Below are 18,903 nucleotides of genomic sequence, written 5' to 3' on the forward strand. Positions count from 1 at the left end.
GCCTCAGCCAACCAGGGAAACTCTAGAGCGAAGGTCGTCGTCGCCAGCAGCGCCGCCGCCCTCGTCAGTGATCGGGCTTATAGACCCCCAGCCTCCAAGACGTCAACAGCGATCTTCAAAAAAACTTCAAAAAAGAACAAGCCATTGAATCTAAATGACTATTTCGACTGTTGATAAACTCTGTCGATTTCGAGGAGCGGAAACCTCCGGAATCGCACCGCGAATCTTTGATCAAACGGTCAAATTCCTTCCGGATCGCTGCACGACATCAAACATCGTCGTTTTGTCTCGGAACGATGCGAGCGCTGCCTTAGCTGAGGGACGTCTCGTTCCCCTATATATGGAGCACTCGGCCAGCCCTGGATCCCAGCCGCAGATCTATGCGAACTTGTTCTTCACAGAGCACACAAATGGGCGGTGCCTTGCCCTTCCATGGCCTCTTACCGTACTTGCGAGATGTTCGCCGTGCCCGACACAACGACCATATGGCCGGTATATCGATCATTCTTGTGCGTTACGCTCCGCCCGATCCGGACGGCAGAGCGTCACACCACATCGAAAACGGGGCGGAGGCCCAGACGTGACGACACATCTTCCTGCCCTGCCGGTTCGCGAGGTCCTGCCTCAATTGGCGCACGCACTCGCCGCAGGGCCGTCGGCGGTACTCTCGGCTCCGCCCGGCGCCGGCAAGACGACGGTCGTTCCGCTCTTCCTGCTCGAGCAGGACTGGGCGAAGGGCGGCAAGATCATTCTGCTTGAACCACGGCGGCTGGCGGCACGAGCTGCCGCCGGACGCATGGCGGAGCTTCTCGGCGAGAAGGTCGGCGAAACCGTCGGCTATCGCATGCGTCTCGATAACCGCATCTCTGCCAGGACGCGCATTGAGGTCGTGACCGAAGGCGTGTTCGCTCGCATGATCCTCGATGATCCGGAACTTAAGGGCGTCGCGGCCGTGCTGTTCGACGAATTCCACGAGCGTTCGCTTGACGCGGACTTCGGCCTCGCGCTCGCACTCGACGTACAGGCGGCGCTGCGCGACGACCTCAAGATCATCGTCATGTCGGCGACGCTCGATGTCGAACGGGTCTCAGGCCTGCTCGGCGGCGCGCCTATCATAGAGAGCCAGGGCCGCAGCTATCCGATCGACATTCGCTACCAGGACCGCGGCGGGGAGAATGTCGAGGATGCCATGGTGCGCGCCATTGCTGAAGCGCACCGCACGGAAGACGGCTCCATCCTCGCCTTCCTGCCCGGCCAGGCCGAGATCGCCCGTGTCGCCGCGCGGCTCCAGGACCGCTTCGATGCAAACACGACCGTTGTGCCGCTCTACGGCAACCTGACCCAGAAGGAGCAGGATGCGGCGATCCGCCCGGCGCCCAAGGGCACGCGCAAGATCGTGCTTGCCACCTCGATCGCCGAGACCTCGATCACCATCGACGGCGTGCGCATCATCGTCGACAGCGGCCTGCAGCGGCTGCCGGTCTTTGAAGCCGCGACCGGGATCACCCGGCTGGAGACGGTGCGGGTCTCGCGCGCCTCTGCCGATCAACGCGCCGGCCGCGCGGGACGGACGGAACCCGGCATCGCAATCCGCCTCTGGCACAGCGGCCAGACCGCAGCCCTTGCCGCCTTCACGCCACCGCAGATCCTTGCGAGCGACCTTTCCGCCCTGCTGCTCGACTGCGCCCATTGGGGCGTCAGTGATCCGACCACCCTCGCCTTCATCGACTCACCGCCCGAAACGACGCTGACCGAGGCCAGGAAATTGCTGGCATCGCTCGGCGCGCTCGACCAGGCCGGTGCGTTGACGCCGAAAGGTCGCAAGATCCGCGATCTGGCGCTACCGCCGCGTCTCGCCGCAATGGCGGTTGCCGCAGCCGAAGAGGGCCAGGCTGAAGCCGCGTGTCGGCTCGCGGTCATGCTCACCGAACAGGGCCTCGGTGGTACCAGCATCGACCTCGAAGACCGGCAGCGCCGCTTCCGCCAGGAGCGTGGCGACCGCGCCGAGGCCTCGCGCAATCTGGCGCGCCGCATGGCGGCGGAACTGAAGGGGGCGCCGAAATCGAATGAACCGGTCCAGCCGGGCGCGCTGCTGATGCATGCCTTCCCCGATCGCATCGCGCTTCAGCGCGGCGGCCGCGGCCGGTTCGTGATGGCGAACGGACGCGGCGCGGAGATCCCGGAGACGGAGCGGCTTGCGGCCGCGCCGATGCTTGTCATCGCTGACCTCACGGGACGGGCCGGCGGTCAGCGGGTGCTGGCTGCCGCCGAACTCTCGCGCGCCGAGGTCGAAGAGCATATGCCCGAAGCGATTACCCGCGAAGACCAGAGCTTCTTCGACCGGCAAAGCCGGCAGGTGCGCGCGCGCCGCGTGACCAGGCTCGGTGCGATCATCTTCGAGGAGGCGCCGCTTGCCAGACCAACCGGCGAAGCCGCCGCGCGCGCGCTTGCCGACGGCGTGCGCCAGCTCGGCCTCACCGTCTTGCCGTTTTCGAAAGAGGCGATGCAGATGCGCGACCGCATCGGCTTCCTCAACCGCTCGATCGGCGAGCCCTGGCCGGATGTCTCCGATCAGGCGCTGCTCGATCGTCTCGACGACTGGTTCGTGCCTTTCCAGCATGGCGTCACCGCCATTGCCGACATCAAGGCGTCCAACCTCTCGGACGGGTTGCTCTCCCTCATTCCGCACGAGCGGCAGCGGGAACTTGCCCGGCTTGCACCGACGCATTTCGCGGCGCCGACCGGACAAAGGCACCCAATTCACTACGACGGCGACGAGCCGCTTCTATCGATCCGGGTGCAGGAGCTCTTCGGCCTGAAGATCCACCCGGCGATCGGCGACGGCCGTCTGCCGCTGCTACTCGAGCTGATCTCGCCGGGCCATCGCCCGATCCAGACGACGCGCGACCTGCCCGGCTTCTGGGCGGGCTCCTGGCGAGATGTGCGGGCCGACATGCGCGGGCGCTACCCGAAGCACCCCTGGCCCGAGGATCCGGCCAATGCGGCGCCGACGACACGGGCAAAGCCGCGTGGTACATGAGACGAAATCCTCGATGACTGGAATGCAAGCACGAATGACCACAGTTGCGCTCGAACACAACAACGACCAGACCAGCAACCGCAGCCTGCGCCTGCAGACGCTCGTCCGGCTGCGCTGGCTTGCCGTCGGCGGCCAGTCGATCGCCGTCCTCACCACCGCCTTCTGGCTGCAGTTTCCGCTGCCGCTGATTTCCTGCCTGGTGCTGATCGCCAGCCTGGCGCTGGTCAACTCCTATGTGACGCTGCGCTATCCGCCAACCCACCGGCTGCAGCCTCCTGCCGCTTTCGCGCTTCTCGGCCTCGATCTCGCGCAGATCACCGGGCTCTTGTTCATCACCGGCGGACTTACCAATCCCTTCGCACCGCTGCTCTGCGTCCCCGTCATCATCTCTTCGGCATCGCAGCCGAAATCGCACAGCATCATCCTTGCCGGCCTTGCGGTGATCGCGATCACAGCACTTGCCTTCTCGCCTTTTCCACTGCCCTGGTATCCGGGCACGGTTCTCCTGATGCCGCGGGTTTTGACCGCCGGCATCTGGTTTGCGATCGTCTCGATGACCGCCTTCGCCGCCTTCTATACATACCGCGTCTCGCTGGAAGCGAGCGAACTGTCAGAGGCTCTGACGGCGACAGAACTCGTGCTGCAGCGGGAAAAGCACCTGTCGCAACTCGATGGACTGGCGGCCGCAGCCGCTCACGAACTCGGCACGCCGCTGGCGACCATCAGTGTCGTCGCCAAGGAGATGGAGCGCGAGCTTGGCAACGATCCACGCTTCGGCGAGGACGTGCATCTGCTGCGCAGCCAGAGCGAACGCTGCCGCGATATCCTGAAGCGGCTGACGACGCTCTCCTCCGAAAGCGAGGAGCACATGCGCATGCTGCCGCTGTCGTCGCTGATCGAAGAGGTGATGGCGCCGCACCGCGAGTTCGGCATCCACATCAATCTCGTCGAGAAAGGTGACCGCGCCACCGAGCCGGTCGGCAACCGCAATGCCGGCATCCTTTATGGGCTCGGCAACCTGCTCGAAAATGCTGTCGACTATGCCAAGAAGGAAGTTGCCGTGACGGTCGAGCACACCGCGGACCGCGTGAAAGTGACGATCGAGGACGATGGCGACGGCTTCGCCCCGGATATCCTGCAGCGCATCGGCGAGCCCTATGTGACGCGGCGGCAGAAGGACGACAGCGCCGGTGGCCTCGGGCTCGGCCTCTTCATCGCCAAGACCCTGCTTGAACGTTCGGGCGCGCGCCTGCGCTTCGAAAATGGCGGACCCGACAGGCCAGGCGCCCGGGTCAGCGTCGAATGGCCGCGCGCCCTGATGGATACGAAACTGGCGAAATGACATTTCGCAGTTTATTGAACGAGACCAGAAGAAACCTATAATCTCGGCGAAAGCGCAGGTTTTCGCTCAAGGATTCCAGAATGACCGACAAATCGACAGCTTCGCCCAGCACACCCGCACAGGACGCCGAACTGATCGGACCGGACCGCACCCTGCTGCTCGTCGACGACGACGCACCGTTCCTCAGGCGCCTTGCCCGCGCCATGGAAGCCCGAGGCTTTTCAGTCGACATTGCCGAATCGGTCGCTGAAGGCATTGCCAAGGCCAAGGGCAATCCGCCGAAATACGCCGTCATCGACCTGAGACTCGGTGATGGCAGCGGCCTCGACGTGATCGAGGCGATCCGCGGACGGCGCGATGACACGCGGATGATCATGCTGACCGGCTACGGCAATATTGCCACCGCCGTAAACGCCGTGAAGCTCGGCGCCGTCGACTATCTTGCCAAGCCGGCCGATGCCGACGACATCTTTGCGGCGCTCGTTCAGCGCCAGGGCGAGCGCGTCGAGCCGCCGGAAAACCCGATGTCGGCCGATCGGGTTCGCTGGGAACACATCCAGCGTGTCTATGAGATGTGCGAGCGCAATGTTTCGGAAACGGCGCGCCGCCTCAACATGCATCGCCGGACGCTGCAACGCATTCTTGCAAAGCGCGCGCCGAAGTAACGGCGTCAGCCGCCGCTGTCGCGGTTGCCCGTGAGGATGTCGCCGATCTGATCGCCGAGTTCGCCGTTGCGCTCGGCTGCCCACTCCGCAAGCATCAGGCGCTGCGCCGCCGTGCGGGCAAAGAGCTGCAAGACCGATTTGCGCGTCGCCGGCGGCAGTTTGTGTTCGGGCGCCTCGCGAACGATGTGCCCTTCATAACCATCCGAAAGCAGCAAGCCGCATTCCTCGGGGAAGATATCGAGCGGCACGCCGGCATGGGTTGCGAAGAACAGCCGGTCGCAATGCTGCCGGTAATCCGGCCATTTGCGGTCGACGCGAAAGTCCTCGATCGAGGTCTTGATCTCGACAATCCAGATTTCGCCCTTGACCGACAGCGAGATCAGGTCGGCGCGCCTCCCGCTCGCCAGCGTCAGTTCCGGCAGCACCGAATGGCGCAGTTCGGCGAAAAGCCGCTGCACGCCGCGACGCACCATCATCGCGCGATTCGACTGTCGGCCGTCGATCAGCGGGTTGTCGTCATGGATGGAGAGGATGGTCATGCGCCCGGTGTCCCTTTGGGCCGGTCATTTTGTTGCAAAAAAACAAGGGTCATGGAATTTGCACTTTCCAGCCAAATTGTGGCCGCGCAATCTCTTGCATAGCACAGACTAATCGAAAATAACCGTAGTCACTGACGGTCGCGGCGACCCAGTTTTTACTTCGCTTCTTTTTTAAGAGACTCCCATGCGCTTCCGCAATGCCTTCCTCTTGTGCGGCCTCGCGGCGACACTCGCTGTTGCCGGCTGCTCGACGACGTCGTCCAAGCCCGAAACGGCTGCGAACGAACCCGCTCCCGTAGCGCAAACGGTCGCTACGAATCAGATTTTCAACGGCGATTATGGCGCAGTTGAGGATCACGGTTACGCGCTGCCCGCCATTCCGATCAACAAGGTCGATACCCGGTTCCATCGCCAGATCGTCGACTACACCACCAGCGAGCGCCCTGGAACGATCGTCGTCAACACGCCGAATCGTTTCCTCTATTACGTGCTGCCCGGCGGCAAGGCCGTTCGTTACGGCATCGGCGTCGGCAAGGCCGGCTTTGCATGGGAAGGCGAAGCCTACATTGCCTGGAAGCAGGAATGGCCGATGTGGCATCCGCCGAAGGAAATGGCCGAGCGCAAGCCGGAAGTCGCCAAGTATGTCGAGGAAGGCATGGGTCCCGGCCTCAAGAACCCGCTCGGCGCCCGCGCACTCTATCTCTTCAACGACCAGGGCAAGGACACGCTGTTCCGCCTGCACGGTACGCCGGAATGGTCGTCGATCGGCACCGCCGCTTCGTCCGGCTGCATCCGCCTGATCAACCAGGACATCATCGATCTCTATTCGCGCGTTCGCCCCGGCAAGAACGCCCGCGTCGTCGTCCAGCAGTAACCGGGCTGCATCAGCCATCCGAAGCCGCCGACACCAGTCGGCGGCTTTTTTTACGTCGTTACTCAACCACCATTTGCCGGTGATGCGATGCTGCAACGGAGCGCTTCAACCACGCACAGTTGCCGTTCGAAAACACCCTCAAATCAGGGTCGCGAAAACCGGCTGCGTGACGCGGAAAAGTTCAAATTCGACTTAAATTCAGCCGCTTATTAAGTAAGCGTTATCTAAACAAACGAAAGAGTGTGCCCAGAAATTCCGCTCGGGAGGGACTGGCATGCTGATCAAGACCAAGCTTATCGGCGCGATTGCGCTTCTGTCATCCATAGCCATCGGCATCGCCATTTACAGTCAGAGCACGCTGTCGGAAACCGGCGACATGATGGATGCGGTCTATGCCGATCGCATCGTGCCGCTAAAGAACCTCAAGGCGACTTCCGATGCCTTTGCAGTCTCGATCGTCGATGCTGCACACAAGGTCCGCAACGGCAACGAAACGATGGAGAGCGGGCTTGCCTCGGTCAATGCCGCGCGAGAGACGATCAAGACCAACTGGGATGCCTATGCGGCAACCTCAATGACCGATGAGGAACGACGGCTCGTCGACAATGCGCGGAGCCAGATGGTCGTTGCGATGGATTCGATCATGGCGCTGACGCAAATTCTCTCAGCCAAGGACGAGAAGGCACTCGATGCCTTCGTGCGCGACAAGCTCTATGCGACAATCGATCCGCTGACGGCGACGATCTCCGAGATCTCGGACCTGCAGGTCGAACTTTCCGGCACGGCCTTTGAAGCCAAGCATCGCGAGTTCGAAACGGTGCAGACGCTCAGCATTGCCATCATCGTTCTCGTCATGGCGCTTGCCGGCGGCACCTTCCTTGTGGTGCTGCGCGGCGTCGTCGGACCGCTCGGGCGCCAGATCGCCGCCATGCGCCGGCTGATCGACGGCCACGTCGAAGATGCCGACGAGCCGGTAAACGGCAAGGACGAGATCGCCGACATGGCCCGTGCCATCCAGTCCTTCCGGGAGGCCGCGCGATCGAATCTGCGGCTGCAGGCGGAGGCCGAGGAGACTCGCCAAACCGGCGAGGCCGAGCGCGTTCGCGTGCAGAGACAGGCGGAACAGGACGCACAGCAGCGGCTGACGCAAGCGACCGCCGGTCTTGCCGCCGGGCTGCAGCGGCTTGCCAATGGCGATCTCGCCGTTCGGCTGCATGAGCCCTTCGCCGCCGAGTTCGAACAGCTGCGGCATGACCTCAACAAGGCCGCCGGACAGTTGAACGACGCGCTGCTGGCTGTCGCCGACAGCGCCGGCAACATCGGCATGGGCACGCGCGAGATCAGCCAGAGCGCCGACGATCTCTCCAAGCGGACCGAACAGCAGGCCGCGGCGCTCGAGGAGACAGCCGCCGCGCTCGACCAGATCACCGCCAATGTCAGCAACTCTTCGAGACGGACGGAGGAGGCGCGCGACGTCGCCGGCGAGGCGAAGACCAGCGCGGCCCAGTCGGCCGTCGTCGTCGCCAATGCCGTCGAGGCGATGCGGCGGATCGAAGAATCCTCCAGCCAGATATCCAGCATCATCGGCGTCATCGACGAGATCGCCTTCCAGACGAACCTCCTGGCGCTGAACGCCGGCGTCGAGGCGGCGCGGGCCGGCGAAGCGGGCAAAGGCTTTGCCGTGGTCGCCCAGGAAGTGCGCGAACTTGCCCAGCGCTCGGCCAAGGCCGCGAAGGAAATCAAGGATCTCATCCGCACATCGAGCCAGGAGGTCGAAAACGGCGTGCGCCTGGTGCGCGACACCGGCGAAGCGCTGCAAACGATCGAGGCGCATGTAATCACCATCAACGAACATATGGCCGCGATCGCCACTTCCGCCCGAGAACAGTCCGTGGGCTTGAGCGAGGTCAACACCGCCGTCAACCAGATGGATCAGGTGACGCAGAGGAACGCGGCAATGGTCGAGGAAGCCAATGCCGCCTCCGCCACCCTGGCGCAGGAAGGTACCAATCTGCGCAACTTGATCGGACGCTTCATCCTCGCCGGAGAAACCCAGGCACAGGGTGGATCAAGGGCCCCTGCCCCGGCAGCCGTTGCGACCGCAACCCGCGACCAGGGGCGGACTGTTGCCCAGGCAGCCCGGCGACCAGCCGTCTATGCAACACAGGGCAACGCCGCACTCGCCACAGACGGCTGGGCCGAATTTTAGGCCACCGGCGGAGACGACTGGCGGGCGCATGGAGGCTGGGACCGCGCTTGAAAAAACAGAGCCGTGCGTTCAGACGAACACACGGCCCTGCACCAATATTCAGACGTCAGGGATGAATCAGGCGGCGTTGCGCGCCTTCAGCTCCAGCCGGCGGCGGTGCAGGACCGGCTCGGTGTAGCCGTTCGGCTGCTCGCGGCCCTTGAGAACCAGGTCGAGGGCCGCCTGGAAGGCGATCGAGCCGTCGAAGTTGCCGGCCATCGCGACATAGAGCGGATCGTCGGCGTTCTGGCCGTCGACGACGGCGGCCATGCGCTTCATCGTGTCGACGACCTGGGCTTCGGTGACGACGCCGTGCTGCAGCCAGTTGGCCATGTGCTGGGCGGAGATGCGCAGCGTCGCGCGGTCTTCCATCAGGCCGACATTGTTAATGTCGGGAACCTTCGAGCAACCGACGCCCTGGTCGACCCAGCGCACGACGTAACCCAGGATCCCTTGAGCGTTGTTGTCGAGTTCGCGCTGGATTTCCTCCGGCGTCCAGTTCGGGCGGACCGCAACCGGCACCGACAGAATGTCGGAGAGCTTGGCGCGGGTGCGGCTCTTCAGGCTTGCCTGGACCTCGGCGACATTGACGCGGTGGTAGTGCGTCGCATGCAACGTCGCGGCCGTCGGCGACGGAACCCAGGCGGTGTTGGCGCCGGCCTTCGGGTGGGCAATCTTCTGCTCGAGCATCGCTGCCATCAGATCGGGCATGGCCCACATGCCCTTGCCGATCTGGGCGTGGCCGGAAAGGCCGCATTCGAGGCCGATATCGACGTTCCAGTTTTCGTACGCGCCGATCCAGGCAGCCTGCTTCATGTCGCCCTTGCGGATCATCGGGCCGGCTTCCATCGAGGTATGGATCTCGTCGCCGGTGCGATCGAGGAAGCCGGTGTTGATGAAGACGACGCGCTCGCGGGCAGCGCGGATGCATTCCTTGAGGTTGACCGTGGTGCGGCGCTCCTCGTCCATGATGCCCATCTTCATGGTGTTGGCGGGCATGCCGAGCGCCTTTTCGACGCGCGTGAAGATCTCGCAGGCAAAGGCGACTTCTTCCGGTCCGTGCATCTTCGGCTTGACGACATACATCGATCCCTCGCGGGAGTTCATGCGGCGGCCGCCGTTGCCGATATCGTGTAGGGCAATCAGCGCGGTGACCATGGCGTCCATGATACCCTCGGGCACTTCCTTGCCGTCGCGGTCGAGGATAGCCGGATTCGTCATGAGGTGGCCGACATTGCGGACCAGCATCAGCGAGCGGCCGGGGAGCGACAGCGTGCCGCCAGCGGCGGCCTCGTAGGTGCGATCGGCATTGAGGCGGCGGGTGAAGGTCTTGCCGCCCTTGGCGACTTCTTCTTCGAGGTCGCCCTTCATCAGGCCGAGCCAGTTGCCGTAGACGACGACCTTGTCTTCGGCATCGACGGCCGCGACCGAATCTTCGCAATCCATGATCGTGGTGATCGCCGATTCGAGGATGACGTCCGAGATACCGGCCGGATCTTCCTTGCCGATCGGCGTCGAGGCGTCGAGGACGACGATCGCATGCAGATTGTTGTGCCGGAGAACGATCTCCGACCGCGTGCCTTCGGCGCCGGAATAGCCGGCGAATTGAGCGGCGTTGCGCAGCGTCGTGTTCGAGCCGTCCTTAAGGCCAATCTCCAGCTCGCCACCCGCAACCTTGAGCGAGGTGACGTCTGCCCAGTTACCCTTCGCGAGCGGCGCGCTGGCATCGAGGAAGTCGCGGGCCCAGGCGATGACCTTGGCGCCGCGCTTTGGATTGTAGCCGCGGCCCTTCTCGGCACCATCGGCGTCCGAAATCGCATCCGTGCCGTAGAGCGCGTCATAGAGCGAACCCCAGCGCGCATTGGCAGCGTTGAGCGCATAGCGCGCATTCATGACCGGGACGACGAGCTGCGGACCGGCGATCGTCGCGATTTCCGGATCAACATTGGCGGTCGAAACGCTGAAGTCGCCACCTTCCGACAGCAGGTAGCCGATATCGCGGAGAAAGGCCTGGTAGGTCTCGATGTCGCTGGGGGCGCCGTTCTGCCTGTACCAGGCGTCGAGTTTGGCCTGCAGCTCGTCGCGCTTGGCGAGCAGCGCCCGGTTCTTCGGCGCCAGATCGTGCACGAGGGCGGAAAGCTGCTCGAAGAAATGTTCTGCATCGATGCCGGTGCCCGGCATCGCCTCTTCCACCAGGAAGCGATGGAGACCCGCATCTATCTTCAACCCAAACTTCTCAATGCGGTCCATCTGCCAACTCCTTGAAATAGACGTAAGGAGCGTCACCGATCCGGACGGATGCGATGAGAACGCCCCAACATGTTGATCTTGCGCCTGTAGCCGATCGCGGACCAGCCCATGCGCAACGCGCGCGTGAAACGGCCGCAGTTTCTCACCAATTCATTCCCTGTCAATTCTGCAAGGATGCGAAGAATTGTTTCCGAAATGGAAAAGATCAGTCGTGGGCAATGCGCGGACGTCCGCTGGCGGACGCGATGAACCGGGCCTCGATCAGCTTGCGGCTGCCCTCGACTTCCGGCGCATCGATTTCCTCGCGCAGCATCGAAGCGGGATCGTCCGCTCCATTGGTGCGCGCCGTTTCCAGCGCCACGGCTTCGGCTCGCCGCCGGGCGGCGCCGAAAGCCTGTTCCTGGTCGAGAAACCGTTCGCTGGCCCCGGCACCGTTGACGACGAAGATGCCTTCCTCCGGCATCGTCACGAAAACCGTGACCGTAGCGCTGACCTGGCCGACCACGGCGCCAACGGCATTGGCGACGCCGGCCTCTTCGGGAATGGCGGCATCCGTTCCGAGCATCTCGGCGATATCAGGGTAATAAACCGGCGCCGAAGCGCCGAGGCCGACGAGCGGACGGTCGAGACCAAGCGAGAAGCGGACGATGCCCGGCGTGCGCGTGAGCGCCCGGTCGACGGCCTGCGAAACGGCTGGATCGATGGCACCGGCACCATCCTCGCCGAGACAGGCCTGCAGGATGACCTCCGAGGATTTCCGCGTCAGCCGGTCGACGATCATCTGCGCCATGGCTTCCGGGGAGGAAGCGATTGGCTGACCGGAGCCGTCGCGGGTGCGCGCTGCAAGCTGAATGCCAAGCTGAGCCGCTTCAAGGTTCCATTGCGATTGCCGGCCGAGCACATGCATGGCGTCCGACGGCGTCAGGCCACAGATATGCACGAGCCCGCGCCCCACCAGCCGATCGAGAGTCGCCTTCTGCGGGGTCGAGACCAACAGGGTCTCCAACGCCAGCGGAACCGCACCGATGCGCTCATAGAGCGCCTGCTCCTGCGGTTGCAGGCCGCTGGCAAGATGATCCGGCAGGCCGGTGCGGACCGCAAACCGGCCATTGTTGCGCCCGGTATGCTGGGCGCGCATCTGCTTTTCGAGCACCGAGATGACGGCGTCGCCATGCAGGGCGGCCGCGAGGCTGAGCGGCATCAGCCGGCGCGGGCCGAGATCGATCTTCGCCTTCAAGCCTCGGTCGTTGATGCGCACTTCCGAATCGCCGCCCAGGCCGTAGGTCCGCATCGCCACCGCCTCGACCATGGTGCGGAAGCCGCCGACAACGGCGCCTTCGGCATCGAGCCGCGGACGCCCGCCCTCGAGTACCGCGACGTCGGTCGTGGTGCCGCCGATGTCGGAGACCACCGCATTGTCGAGGCCGGTCAGATGCCGCGCGCCGACAAGGCTTGCGGCCGGACCGGAGAGGATCGTCTCGATCGGGCGCAGCCGCGCCTCCTCCGCCGAGATCAAGGCTCCGTCGCCGCGCACCACCATCATCGGCACGTCGATGCCGCGCGCCTTCAGGAAGCCTTCACAGGAGCCGATCAGCCGGTCGATCATCGACACCAGCCGGGCGTTGAGCAGGGTCGTCAAGGCACGGCGCGGGCCGCCGAGCTTCGAGGACAGTTCATGGCTGCAGGTCACCGGCAGATGCGAGACTTCGCGAATGCGGTCGCGGACGCGCTTTTCATGATCCGGATTCCGAACGGCGAAGTAGCCGGCAATGGCGAAGGAGGAGACCTGGCCGGCAAGCGCCGGCAGCGTGGCATCGAGCTCGCTCATGTCGAGTGGGGTTTCGCCGCCGTGCACATTGTGGCCGCCCGGCAGGAAGATCACCGGATCGGAGCCCAGCGCCTCCAAGAGACCATCGCGCTTCAGATCGTCGGGGCCAAAGCCGATCATGACAAGACCGGCGCGGCCGCCCTGCCCTTCGACGAGCGCATTGGTCGCAAGCGTCGTCGACAGCGAGACCATGCTGATTGCAGAAACCGGCACTTTCGCCTGATCGAGCACCGCTTCGACCGCGCCGGAAATACCGACTGCGAGGTCGTGGCGGGTCGTCAGCGCCTTGGCTTTGGCGACCACCCCTTGCGTTTCCGAGAAGAGAGCGGCGTCGGTATAGGTGCCGCCGGTGTCGATGCCGAGAAGAAAATGAGAGGTCAATTCGCGCAGTCCGGAATTCGCGCGGGGCGCAAGGCCCCGGGTTCAATGGGGATCGATGCGGTGATATGACATATTTCAAGAGAAAACCATCGTGCCGCAGACATAGATGATCAACTGGGCGACACGGGTCAAAAGATGGGGACACCTGCGCATGCTCGAAGGCCGCCGTCCGTCTATTTTCGTCTGGCTCCCGTTTGCCGCTTTCATCTGGTTTCCGCTGAACCTGGCCCAAGCACAGGACGCGGAGGAAGAAGAGTACAAGCCGCAACTTCCGGATGTCGCGATCTACAAGGCGATGCTCGACGCCAACAAGCAGACCGGCTGGGTGCAGTTTCGCGACTATGACGACCGGCAACTGATCTACTTCACCGCATTGCAGACGATGCATTGCCGGCTATCGGAAATTCGATATTCGATCAATTCGGACACGCTTGATCAGCGCTTTCCGCTGGCGAAGTGCAATCCGCAGATCCCGTTCAACCTGCCGGCCGATGAGACGGCCGAGTATGTCTATATCTCGCTGCCGGCCGACACCGCGAAGACGCTGACGATCCAGGCGGTGTGGGACGATGGTGCCGGAAGCGAGATTGTCGTCTACAAACAGTGCGACAATGTCGGCGACGCCACCTGCGCCCAGATCAAGACGATCAAGAAACCGTCGAAGATACTGCAGCAGCCGAAGCCGGCCGACTCGCCGGTGCGCTCGGTACAGTCGCCGATCCCCGGCAAGACCTTCAGCGAACCGACACCTTCATCGGCAACCCGCCCCGCGGTTGAGTAGTGAGGCGCTGCACCGGCCAGGGATTTGTCTCCTCGGTCAGATCGAAACGGTAGCGATGCATCATCACGGCGAGCGCGATCACGGCTTCCTGTAGCGCGAAAGTGGCGCCGATGCAGACGCGCGGGCCGGCGCCGAAGGGCAAATATTGGTAACGATGCAGCTTCTCGCGGTTCTCCGGCAGGAAACGCTCGGGCATGAACGCGCGGGGCTTATCCCAGTAAAGAACGTGGCGGTGCAGCGTCCACGGCATGATCAGCACCGCGATGCCCTTGGGGATGCGTACCCGCTTTCCGGTGGGGGAAGTCCACTCGTCCTCTTCGATCGCGGCCCGGTTGATCGACGGCGCCGGCGGATAGAGCCGCATCGCCTCCTCGAAGGCGGCAAGGACATGCGGCATCAGGCCGAGCCATTCGACCGGATCGGCACCGCTTGCGATCGCGGCATCGATCTCGGCCTCCATCGTCTCGCGATAGGCCGGCGTGTTGGCGATGCAATAGAGCGTCCAGGCGAGCGCCCGGGCGGTTGTCTCGTGCCCGGCACCGATGAAGGTCAGGATGTTATCCTCGATCTCCGCAGTCGAAAGGCCCTGACTGCCCTCGATCTCCAAAAGCAGGGTCAGGAAATCCTTGGGCGTGCCCTCGGGATCCGCCGCCATCTTGCGCCGCCGGATCGCCATGGTCTCGGACACGATCGAGCGGAACCGGTTCATCACCTTCTTGCCGCCGATCCGGGTTGGGCGCGGTATCCATTCCGGCGCGAGCAGAATGTCCATGGGATCGACGCGGCCCATGCGGTGCAGGAGTTCCTCGACGCTCTGGACAAACCCTTCCCGCTCCACCGCCACCTCACCGGAAAACAGCGTTTCGGCAAGAATGTCGAAGGTGAGTTCCGTCATGTCGTTGGCGATGTTGGTCGTGAACGGAGCTGTCTTGGCGCCGGCATAGCGCTCGACGAATGCTTCCGAGCTTCGCAACATCTGGCCTGCGAAACCCTTGGCGTGGCGCGGTGTGAACACCGGCGCCATGGCTTTCCGCGAGCGCTTCCAGACCTCGCCTTCGGCCGTCAGCAAGCCGTCGCGCAGGATCGGCCTGAGGATCAGCCGGCGAACCTTCGACATTTCGTAGTTGCCGACATTGTCGACGAGGATGTGACGGATGAGACCGGGATCGTTGACGATCAAAGTGCGCTGGGTGACGAACTTCGTCTCGATCCAGGGCAAGGTGTAGGATGGCTCGCCCCACAGTTCGAGCGGATTGCGTAAGACCGTCCTGATGATCTGCAGGTAGGAAGGGATGCCCACTCGAGGAACGGGAGCCGGCGGTTCGAAGGGCTCCGGACGCATGTCCATGGTGATTGCCTTTCTCGATTGCGCCAATGATTTCAGGTTTTTACGGCGCAATCAAGGAAAGTGCTTCACGTGAATCACAACAGGCTTTCAAGCTCCGAAAGCTTGTCGTTGACGAGCCAGCCGTAATAATTCTCCTCCGGCCATTGCGCTTGTCCGCTCTGGATCTTGGCGGCAAGGGCAGCTGCGCGGCCGTCCGGATTGCCGACATTGTAGAGCGTCGCCGTGATGCCGGGATTGTCGGAAATGTCGAGGCCGGCGATCGACTTGTAGGCGTCGATCGAATGGCGGATCGAGGCCGCCATATAGGCGAGCGACACATCCGGATCCATGATCGCCTCATAGACGCCAGCGGCGTTGTTTTCATCGAGGCGGTCGTAGCCCGACGTCTTTGCGACGATGTCGGTCAGCATCAGCGCCGTCAGCGGGTTGATCTGGCCGAGGCCGAAGGTCTGGCCGGCAAAGAACGGCTGGAAGAAAACGGCGCTGAAGCGGTTGTTCGGGAAGGACTTGCCGCCAACCGACTTGCCGCGGAAGTCGTTGTCCCAGACCCGCTCGCGGCAGCTCCAGAGCGCATAGGCACCCTTCTTGGCACCGCATTCGGAAAATTGCGGCCGGGCGACGAACTCGGCGACCGTTTCGCCATCATAGCCGAACTGGAAGCTGTTGCCGGCGTAAGCGGCCGCCTTGACGTAATAGGACTGCAGCCGGTCATAGGCGTCGACATTGTAGGTATGCTCGCCGACGATGGCGCCGACCATGTGGATCGGCGCGATGCCATAGGCGCGCGACACGGACTTGATCTTGCTGATCAGCTGTTTGTCGGTCGCCAGCAGATCCCGGACTTTCTCGAACTTGGCATCGAAGGAGGTGCGGCCGGCCTTGGTTCGGCGCACGGAAGCGCCGGGGATACCGGGCTGCTCGACGTTGCGGTTGCCCGGCGGAACGGCGGTCGCCGCGATTGTCTGGCTTGCGGTCAGGCAAAACGTGGCGATAGCGAGCATGCAGGCGGTAAAACGCACGATCTCTTCTTCCTGTGACTCGTGGAGGCTGCCTCGGTCGGCGGGGCGGCTCCTACGCCAAGATCATGTCGGAAAGATGCCCGGGCCACGATCAATTTCCGTGTCCGTGTTAGAAAAAATGCGGGCGCCTGTCGAGAGACAGGCGCCCGGTCTATTCTGGGTTGCGGGCGTTTGCGCGCCTCGACGACCGAAATGTCACAGGATGTAGCGCGACAGATCGGTGTTGGCAGCGAGATCGCCGACATGCTTGCGCACATACTCCGCGTCGATCGTCACCGCCTGTCCGGCGCTGTCGGGCGCATTGAACGAGATCTCGTCCAGTACGCGCTCCATCACCGTCTGCAGGCGGCGGGCGCCGATGTTCTCGACACTGGCATTCAGCTGCACCGCGACATCGGCGAGCGCATCGATCGCGTCGTCGGTGAAGTCGAGCTTCACCTCTTCCGTGTCCAAGAGCGCCTTGTACTGGCGGATGAGGCTCGCTTCGGTTTCCGTCAGGATCCGGCGGAAATCTTCCTTGGTGAGCGCACGGAGCTCAACGCGGATCGGCAGACGGCCCTGCAATTCCGGAAGCAGGTCCGAGGGCTTTGCCACATGGAAGGCGCCGGAAGCGATGAACAGGATGTGGTCGGTCTTGACCGGTCCATACTTCGTCGCAACCGTCGTGCCTTCAACGAGCGGCAACAGGTCGCGCTGCACGCCTTCGCGCGACACGCCGGCGCCCATGCCGCCCTCACGCGAGGCGATCTTGTCGATCTCGTCGAGAAAGACGATGCCGTCGTCTTCGGCCGCGCGCATTGCCTCGCGCTGGATCTGCTCGTTGTCGAGCAGTTTGTCCGACTCGTCGTTGATGAGCAGCTCATAGGAGGCCTTGACCGTCGTCTTGACCTTCTTGGTGCGGGCACCCATCGCCTTGCCGAACATTTCCGAAAGGTTGAGCACACCGATATTGGCGCCCGGCATGCCCGGAATTTCGAAACCACCCGGCGCACCGGTCTCGGCGAGGTCGACCTCGATCTCCTTGTCGTCGAGTTCGTTGGCGCGCAGCTTCTTGCGGAACGAATCGCGCGTCGCCGGCGAGGCCGTGGCGCCGACCAGTGCATCGAGCACGCGCTCTTCGGCGTTCTGGTGCGCCTTGGCCTTGACTTCGGCGCGGCGTTTTTCGCGCACGAGGCCGATCCCGACCTCGACGAGGTCACGGATGATCTGCTCGACGTCGCGGCCGACATAGCCGACCTCGGTGAACTTGGTCGCCTCAACCTTGACGAAGGGCGCGCCGGCGAGCTTGGCCAGACGCCTGGAAATCTCGGTCTTGCCGACACCAGTCGGGCCGATCATCAGGATGTTCTTCGGCATGACCTCATCGCGCAGCTCGTCGCCGAGCTGCTGGCGGCGCCAACGGTTGCGTAGCGCAATGGCGACGGCCCGTTTGGCGTCGTTCTGGCCGATGATGAAACGGTCGAGTTCCGACACGATCTCTCTGGGTGAAAACGTACTCATGTAGTCCTCTCAAATTCGGTCCGCGTCAGTTCCATCAGGAGCGTGCGACCAGATACATCTATCCATTCTGCGTAGGGCACGAAGCCGGCCTTGGTGTAGGCGCTGACCGCCCGGCGGTTGCCCGCATCAGGGTCGATCACGATGCGGGACGCGCCGGCGGCAAAGAGCCGTTCGGCAAAAGCTCGGAGCGCCAGCGAGGCGACACCCCTGCCCGTCAATTCCGCGGGGCCGACGAAGATATCGATACCGGGCACATCGGCCGGCAGATCCTTCGCCCAGGGCTCCTCGTCCGGATACTGAAAAGGCATCCAGGACTGGATGTAGCCAGCCGGCTCGCCGGCCACGTGGAAGATGAAGCCCTCCACCTCTCCGGTCGCGCAGCCTTCGCGGATCAGTTCCACTTCCTTGTCCGGATCGCCCCACCATTGCCGCACATGCGGTTCACTCAGCCAGGCATGCAGCAGCGGCAGATGGTCATCAACCACCGGCGCGAAGCTGACATGCTTGGGCTCATTCGGCATCCAACGTCTCCACCACGATATTGTGGTTGGTATAGACGCAGATGTCCCCGGCGATCTGCAGCGCCCGCCGGGCGATATCCTCGGCCGACTTGTCGCTGTCCATCAGGGCGCGCGCTGCGGCAAAGGCGTAGTTGCCGCCGGAGCCGATGGCGATGGTGCCGTGTTCCGGCTCAAGTACGTCGCCATTGCCGGTGATCGCCAGGGTTATCGACTTGTCGGCGACCAGCATCATCGCTTCGAGATTGCGCAGATACTTGTTGGTGCGCCAGTCCTTGGCAAGTTCGACCGCCGCGCGCATCAGCTGGTCGGGGTACTGTTCAAGCTTGGCCTCGAGCCTTTCGAGCAGCGTGAAGGCGTCGGCGGTCGCGCCGGCAAAGCCGGCGATCACGTCGCCCTTCGCGAGACGCCGCACCTTGCGCGCATTGCTCTTCATCACGGTCTGGCCGAGGCTCACCTGGCCGTCGCCGGCCATCACCACCTTGCCATCCTTGCGTACCGTGATGATGGTCGTCGCATGCATCGTTCCGTAGGGATTGTGTTCACTCATGAAGATACCTGTCGGCCCCT

14 protein-coding genes are annotated in these 18,903 nt (G+C 63.4%); 6 read left to right on the forward strand and 8 right to left on the reverse strand.

Going from position 1 to position 18,903, the window contains the following annotated elements:
• The first annotated feature begins 580 nt into the window (after positions 1-580).
• The 3 genes from hrpB to ACTJKE_RS02220 all read left to right on the forward strand — a co-directional run bounded on the left by hrpB (position 581) and on the right by ACTJKE_RS02220 (position 5,047).
• Positions 581-3,040 carry an ATP-dependent helicase HrpB gene (gene hrpB, locus ACTJKE_RS02210; protein WP_112995059.1) on the forward strand — a complete coding sequence of 820 codons (2,460 nt, stop codon included), beginning with the start codon at positions 581-583 and terminating at the stop codon, positions 3,038-3,040.
• 34 nt (positions 3,041-3,074) lie between these two features.
• The gene (locus tag ACTJKE_RS02215) at positions 3,075-4,382 is read left to right on the forward strand and encodes an ActS/PrrB/RegB family redox-sensitive histidine kinase (RefSeq protein ID WP_058327459.1); all 1,308 of its coding nucleotides are present in this window, start codon (positions 3,075-3,077) and stop codon (positions 4,380-4,382) included.
• Positions 4,383-4,462: 80 nt separating this feature from the next.
• A complete protein-coding gene (locus ACTJKE_RS02220) occupies positions 4,463-5,047 on the forward strand; it encodes an ActR/PrrA/RegA family redox response regulator transcription factor (RefSeq protein WP_057252080.1) in 585 nt (194 codons plus the stop codon).
• A gap of 5 nt (positions 5,048-5,052) precedes the next feature.
• On the opposite strand, the gene ACTJKE_RS02225 is transcribed toward ACTJKE_RS02220, so the two are convergent.
• Entirely contained in the window at positions 5,053-5,586 is a 534-nt protein-coding gene (locus ACTJKE_RS02225) for an MmcB family DNA repair protein (RefSeq protein WP_057252079.1), read from the reverse strand.
• Between the two features lie 184 nt (positions 5,587-5,770).
• Between ACTJKE_RS02225 and ACTJKE_RS02230 the strand changes: the two genes are divergently transcribed.
• Together ACTJKE_RS02230 and ACTJKE_RS02235 are read left to right on the forward strand one after the other, a co-directional pair.
• Positions 5,771-6,460, forward strand: coding sequence for a L,D-transpeptidase (locus ACTJKE_RS02230; RefSeq protein ID WP_057252078.1), 690 nt, complete (start codon positions 5,771-5,773; stop codon positions 6,458-6,460).
• Between the two features lie 274 nt (positions 6,461-6,734).
• Positions 6,735-8,669, forward strand: a complete 1,935-nt coding sequence (locus tag ACTJKE_RS02235; RefSeq protein WP_113133117.1) for a HAMP domain-containing methyl-accepting chemotaxis protein — start codon at positions 6,735-6,737, stop codon at positions 8,667-8,669.
• 117 nt (positions 8,670-8,786) lie between these two features.
• On the opposite strand, the gene ACTJKE_RS02240 is transcribed toward ACTJKE_RS02235, so the two are convergent.
• Both ACTJKE_RS02240 and ACTJKE_RS02245 read right to left on the reverse strand, forming a co-directional pair.
• Positions 8,787-10,958, reverse strand: a complete 2,172-nt coding sequence (locus ACTJKE_RS02240; protein ID WP_440691115.1) for a malate synthase G — start codon at positions 10,956-10,958, stop codon at positions 8,787-8,789.
• A gap of 205 nt (positions 10,959-11,163) precedes the next feature.
• Positions 11,164-13,167 carry a hydantoinase/oxoprolinase family protein gene (locus ACTJKE_RS02245; protein ID WP_112995063.1) on the reverse strand — a complete coding sequence of 668 codons (2,004 nt, stop codon included), beginning with the start codon at positions 13,165-13,167 and terminating at the stop codon, positions 11,164-11,166.
• A gap of 151 nt (positions 13,168-13,318) precedes the next feature.
• Between ACTJKE_RS02245 and ACTJKE_RS02250 the strand changes: the two genes are divergently transcribed.
• Positions 13,319-13,948: a hypothetical protein gene (locus tag ACTJKE_RS02250; protein ID WP_162728022.1), complete on the forward strand. Its 630-nt coding sequence runs from the start codon at positions 13,319-13,321 to the stop codon at positions 13,946-13,948.
• Here ACTJKE_RS02250 and ACTJKE_RS02255 read toward each other — a convergent pair.
• From ACTJKE_RS02255 to hslV, 5 genes are all read right to left on the reverse strand, one after another.
• The gene (locus ACTJKE_RS02255) at positions 13,902-15,296 is read right to left on the reverse strand and encodes a cytochrome P450 (protein WP_057252073.1); all 1,395 of its coding nucleotides are present in this window, start codon (positions 15,294-15,296) and stop codon (positions 13,902-13,904) included. The two genes, ACTJKE_RS02250 and ACTJKE_RS02255, sit on opposite strands and share 47 nt — an antisense overlap.
• 74 nt (positions 15,297-15,370) lie before the next feature.
• Complete coding sequence (locus ACTJKE_RS02260) at positions 15,371-16,315, reverse strand: DUF1402 family protein (RefSeq protein ID WP_093233504.1); 945 nt, start codon at positions 16,313-16,315, stop codon at positions 15,371-15,373.
• Between the two features lie 195 nt (positions 16,316-16,510).
• Entirely contained in the window at positions 16,511-17,815 is a 1,305-nt protein-coding gene (hslU, locus tag ACTJKE_RS02265; RefSeq protein ID WP_057252071.1) for an ATP-dependent protease ATPase subunit HslU, read from the reverse strand.
• Complete coding sequence (locus ACTJKE_RS02270; protein WP_058321588.1) at positions 17,812-18,336, reverse strand: GNAT family N-acetyltransferase; 525 nt, start codon at positions 18,334-18,336, stop codon at positions 17,812-17,814. The genes hslU and ACTJKE_RS02270 overlap by 4 nt, the downstream gene beginning before the upstream one ends.
• Positions 18,326-18,883: an ATP-dependent protease subunit HslV gene (gene hslV, locus ACTJKE_RS02275; protein WP_057252069.1), complete on the reverse strand. Its 558-nt coding sequence runs from the start codon at positions 18,881-18,883 to the stop codon at positions 18,326-18,328. The genes ACTJKE_RS02270 and hslV overlap by 11 nt, the downstream gene beginning before the upstream one ends.
• Positions 18,884-18,903: the final 20 nt, after the last annotated feature.

This window comes from Ensifer sp. 22521, from assembly GCF_052044795.1.
Taxonomy (GTDB): domain Bacteria; phylum Pseudomonadota; class Alphaproteobacteria; order Rhizobiales; family Rhizobiaceae; genus Ensifer.

Bases quoted from the DNA above. Each gene is read 5' to 3' on its own strand.
- ACTJKE_RS02215 (WP_058327459.1), top strand. From the start codon at position 3,075: ATGACCACAGTTGCGCTCGAACACAACAACGACCAGACCAGCAACCGC.
- ACTJKE_RS02220 (WP_057252080.1), top strand. From the start codon at position 4,463: ATGACCGACAAATCGACAGCTTCGCCCAGCACACCCGCACAGGACGCC.
- ACTJKE_RS02225 (WP_057252079.1), bottom strand. From the start codon at position 5,586: ATGACCATCCTCTCCATCCATGACGACAACCCGCTGATCGACGGCCGA.
- ACTJKE_RS02230 (WP_057252078.1), top strand. From the start codon at position 5,771: ATGCGCTTCCGCAATGCCTTCCTCTTGTGCGGCCTCGCGGCGACACTC.
- ACTJKE_RS02235 (WP_113133117.1), top strand. From the start codon at position 6,735: ATGCTGATCAAGACCAAGCTTATCGGCGCGATTGCGCTTCTGTCATCC.
- ACTJKE_RS02240 (WP_440691115.1), bottom strand. From the start codon at position 10,958: ATGGACCGCATTGAGAAGTTTGGGTTGAAGATAGATGCGGGTCTCCAT.
- ACTJKE_RS02250 (WP_162728022.1), top strand. From the start codon at position 13,319: ATGCTCGAAGGCCGCCGTCCGTCTATTTTCGTCTGGCTCCCGTTTGCC.
- ACTJKE_RS02255 (WP_057252073.1), bottom strand. From the start codon at position 15,296: ATGGACATGCGTCCGGAGCCCTTCGAACCGCCGGCTCCCGTTCCTCGA.
- hslU (WP_057252071.1), bottom strand. From the start codon at position 17,815: ATGAGTACGTTTTCACCCAGAGAGATCGTGTCGGAACTCGACCGTTTC.
- ACTJKE_RS02270 (WP_058321588.1), bottom strand. From the start codon at position 18,336: ATGCCGAATGAGCCCAAGCATGTCAGCTTCGCGCCGGTGGTTGATGAC.
- hslV (WP_057252069.1), bottom strand. From the start codon at position 18,883: ATGAGTGAACACAATCCCTACGGAACGATGCATGCGACGACCATCATC.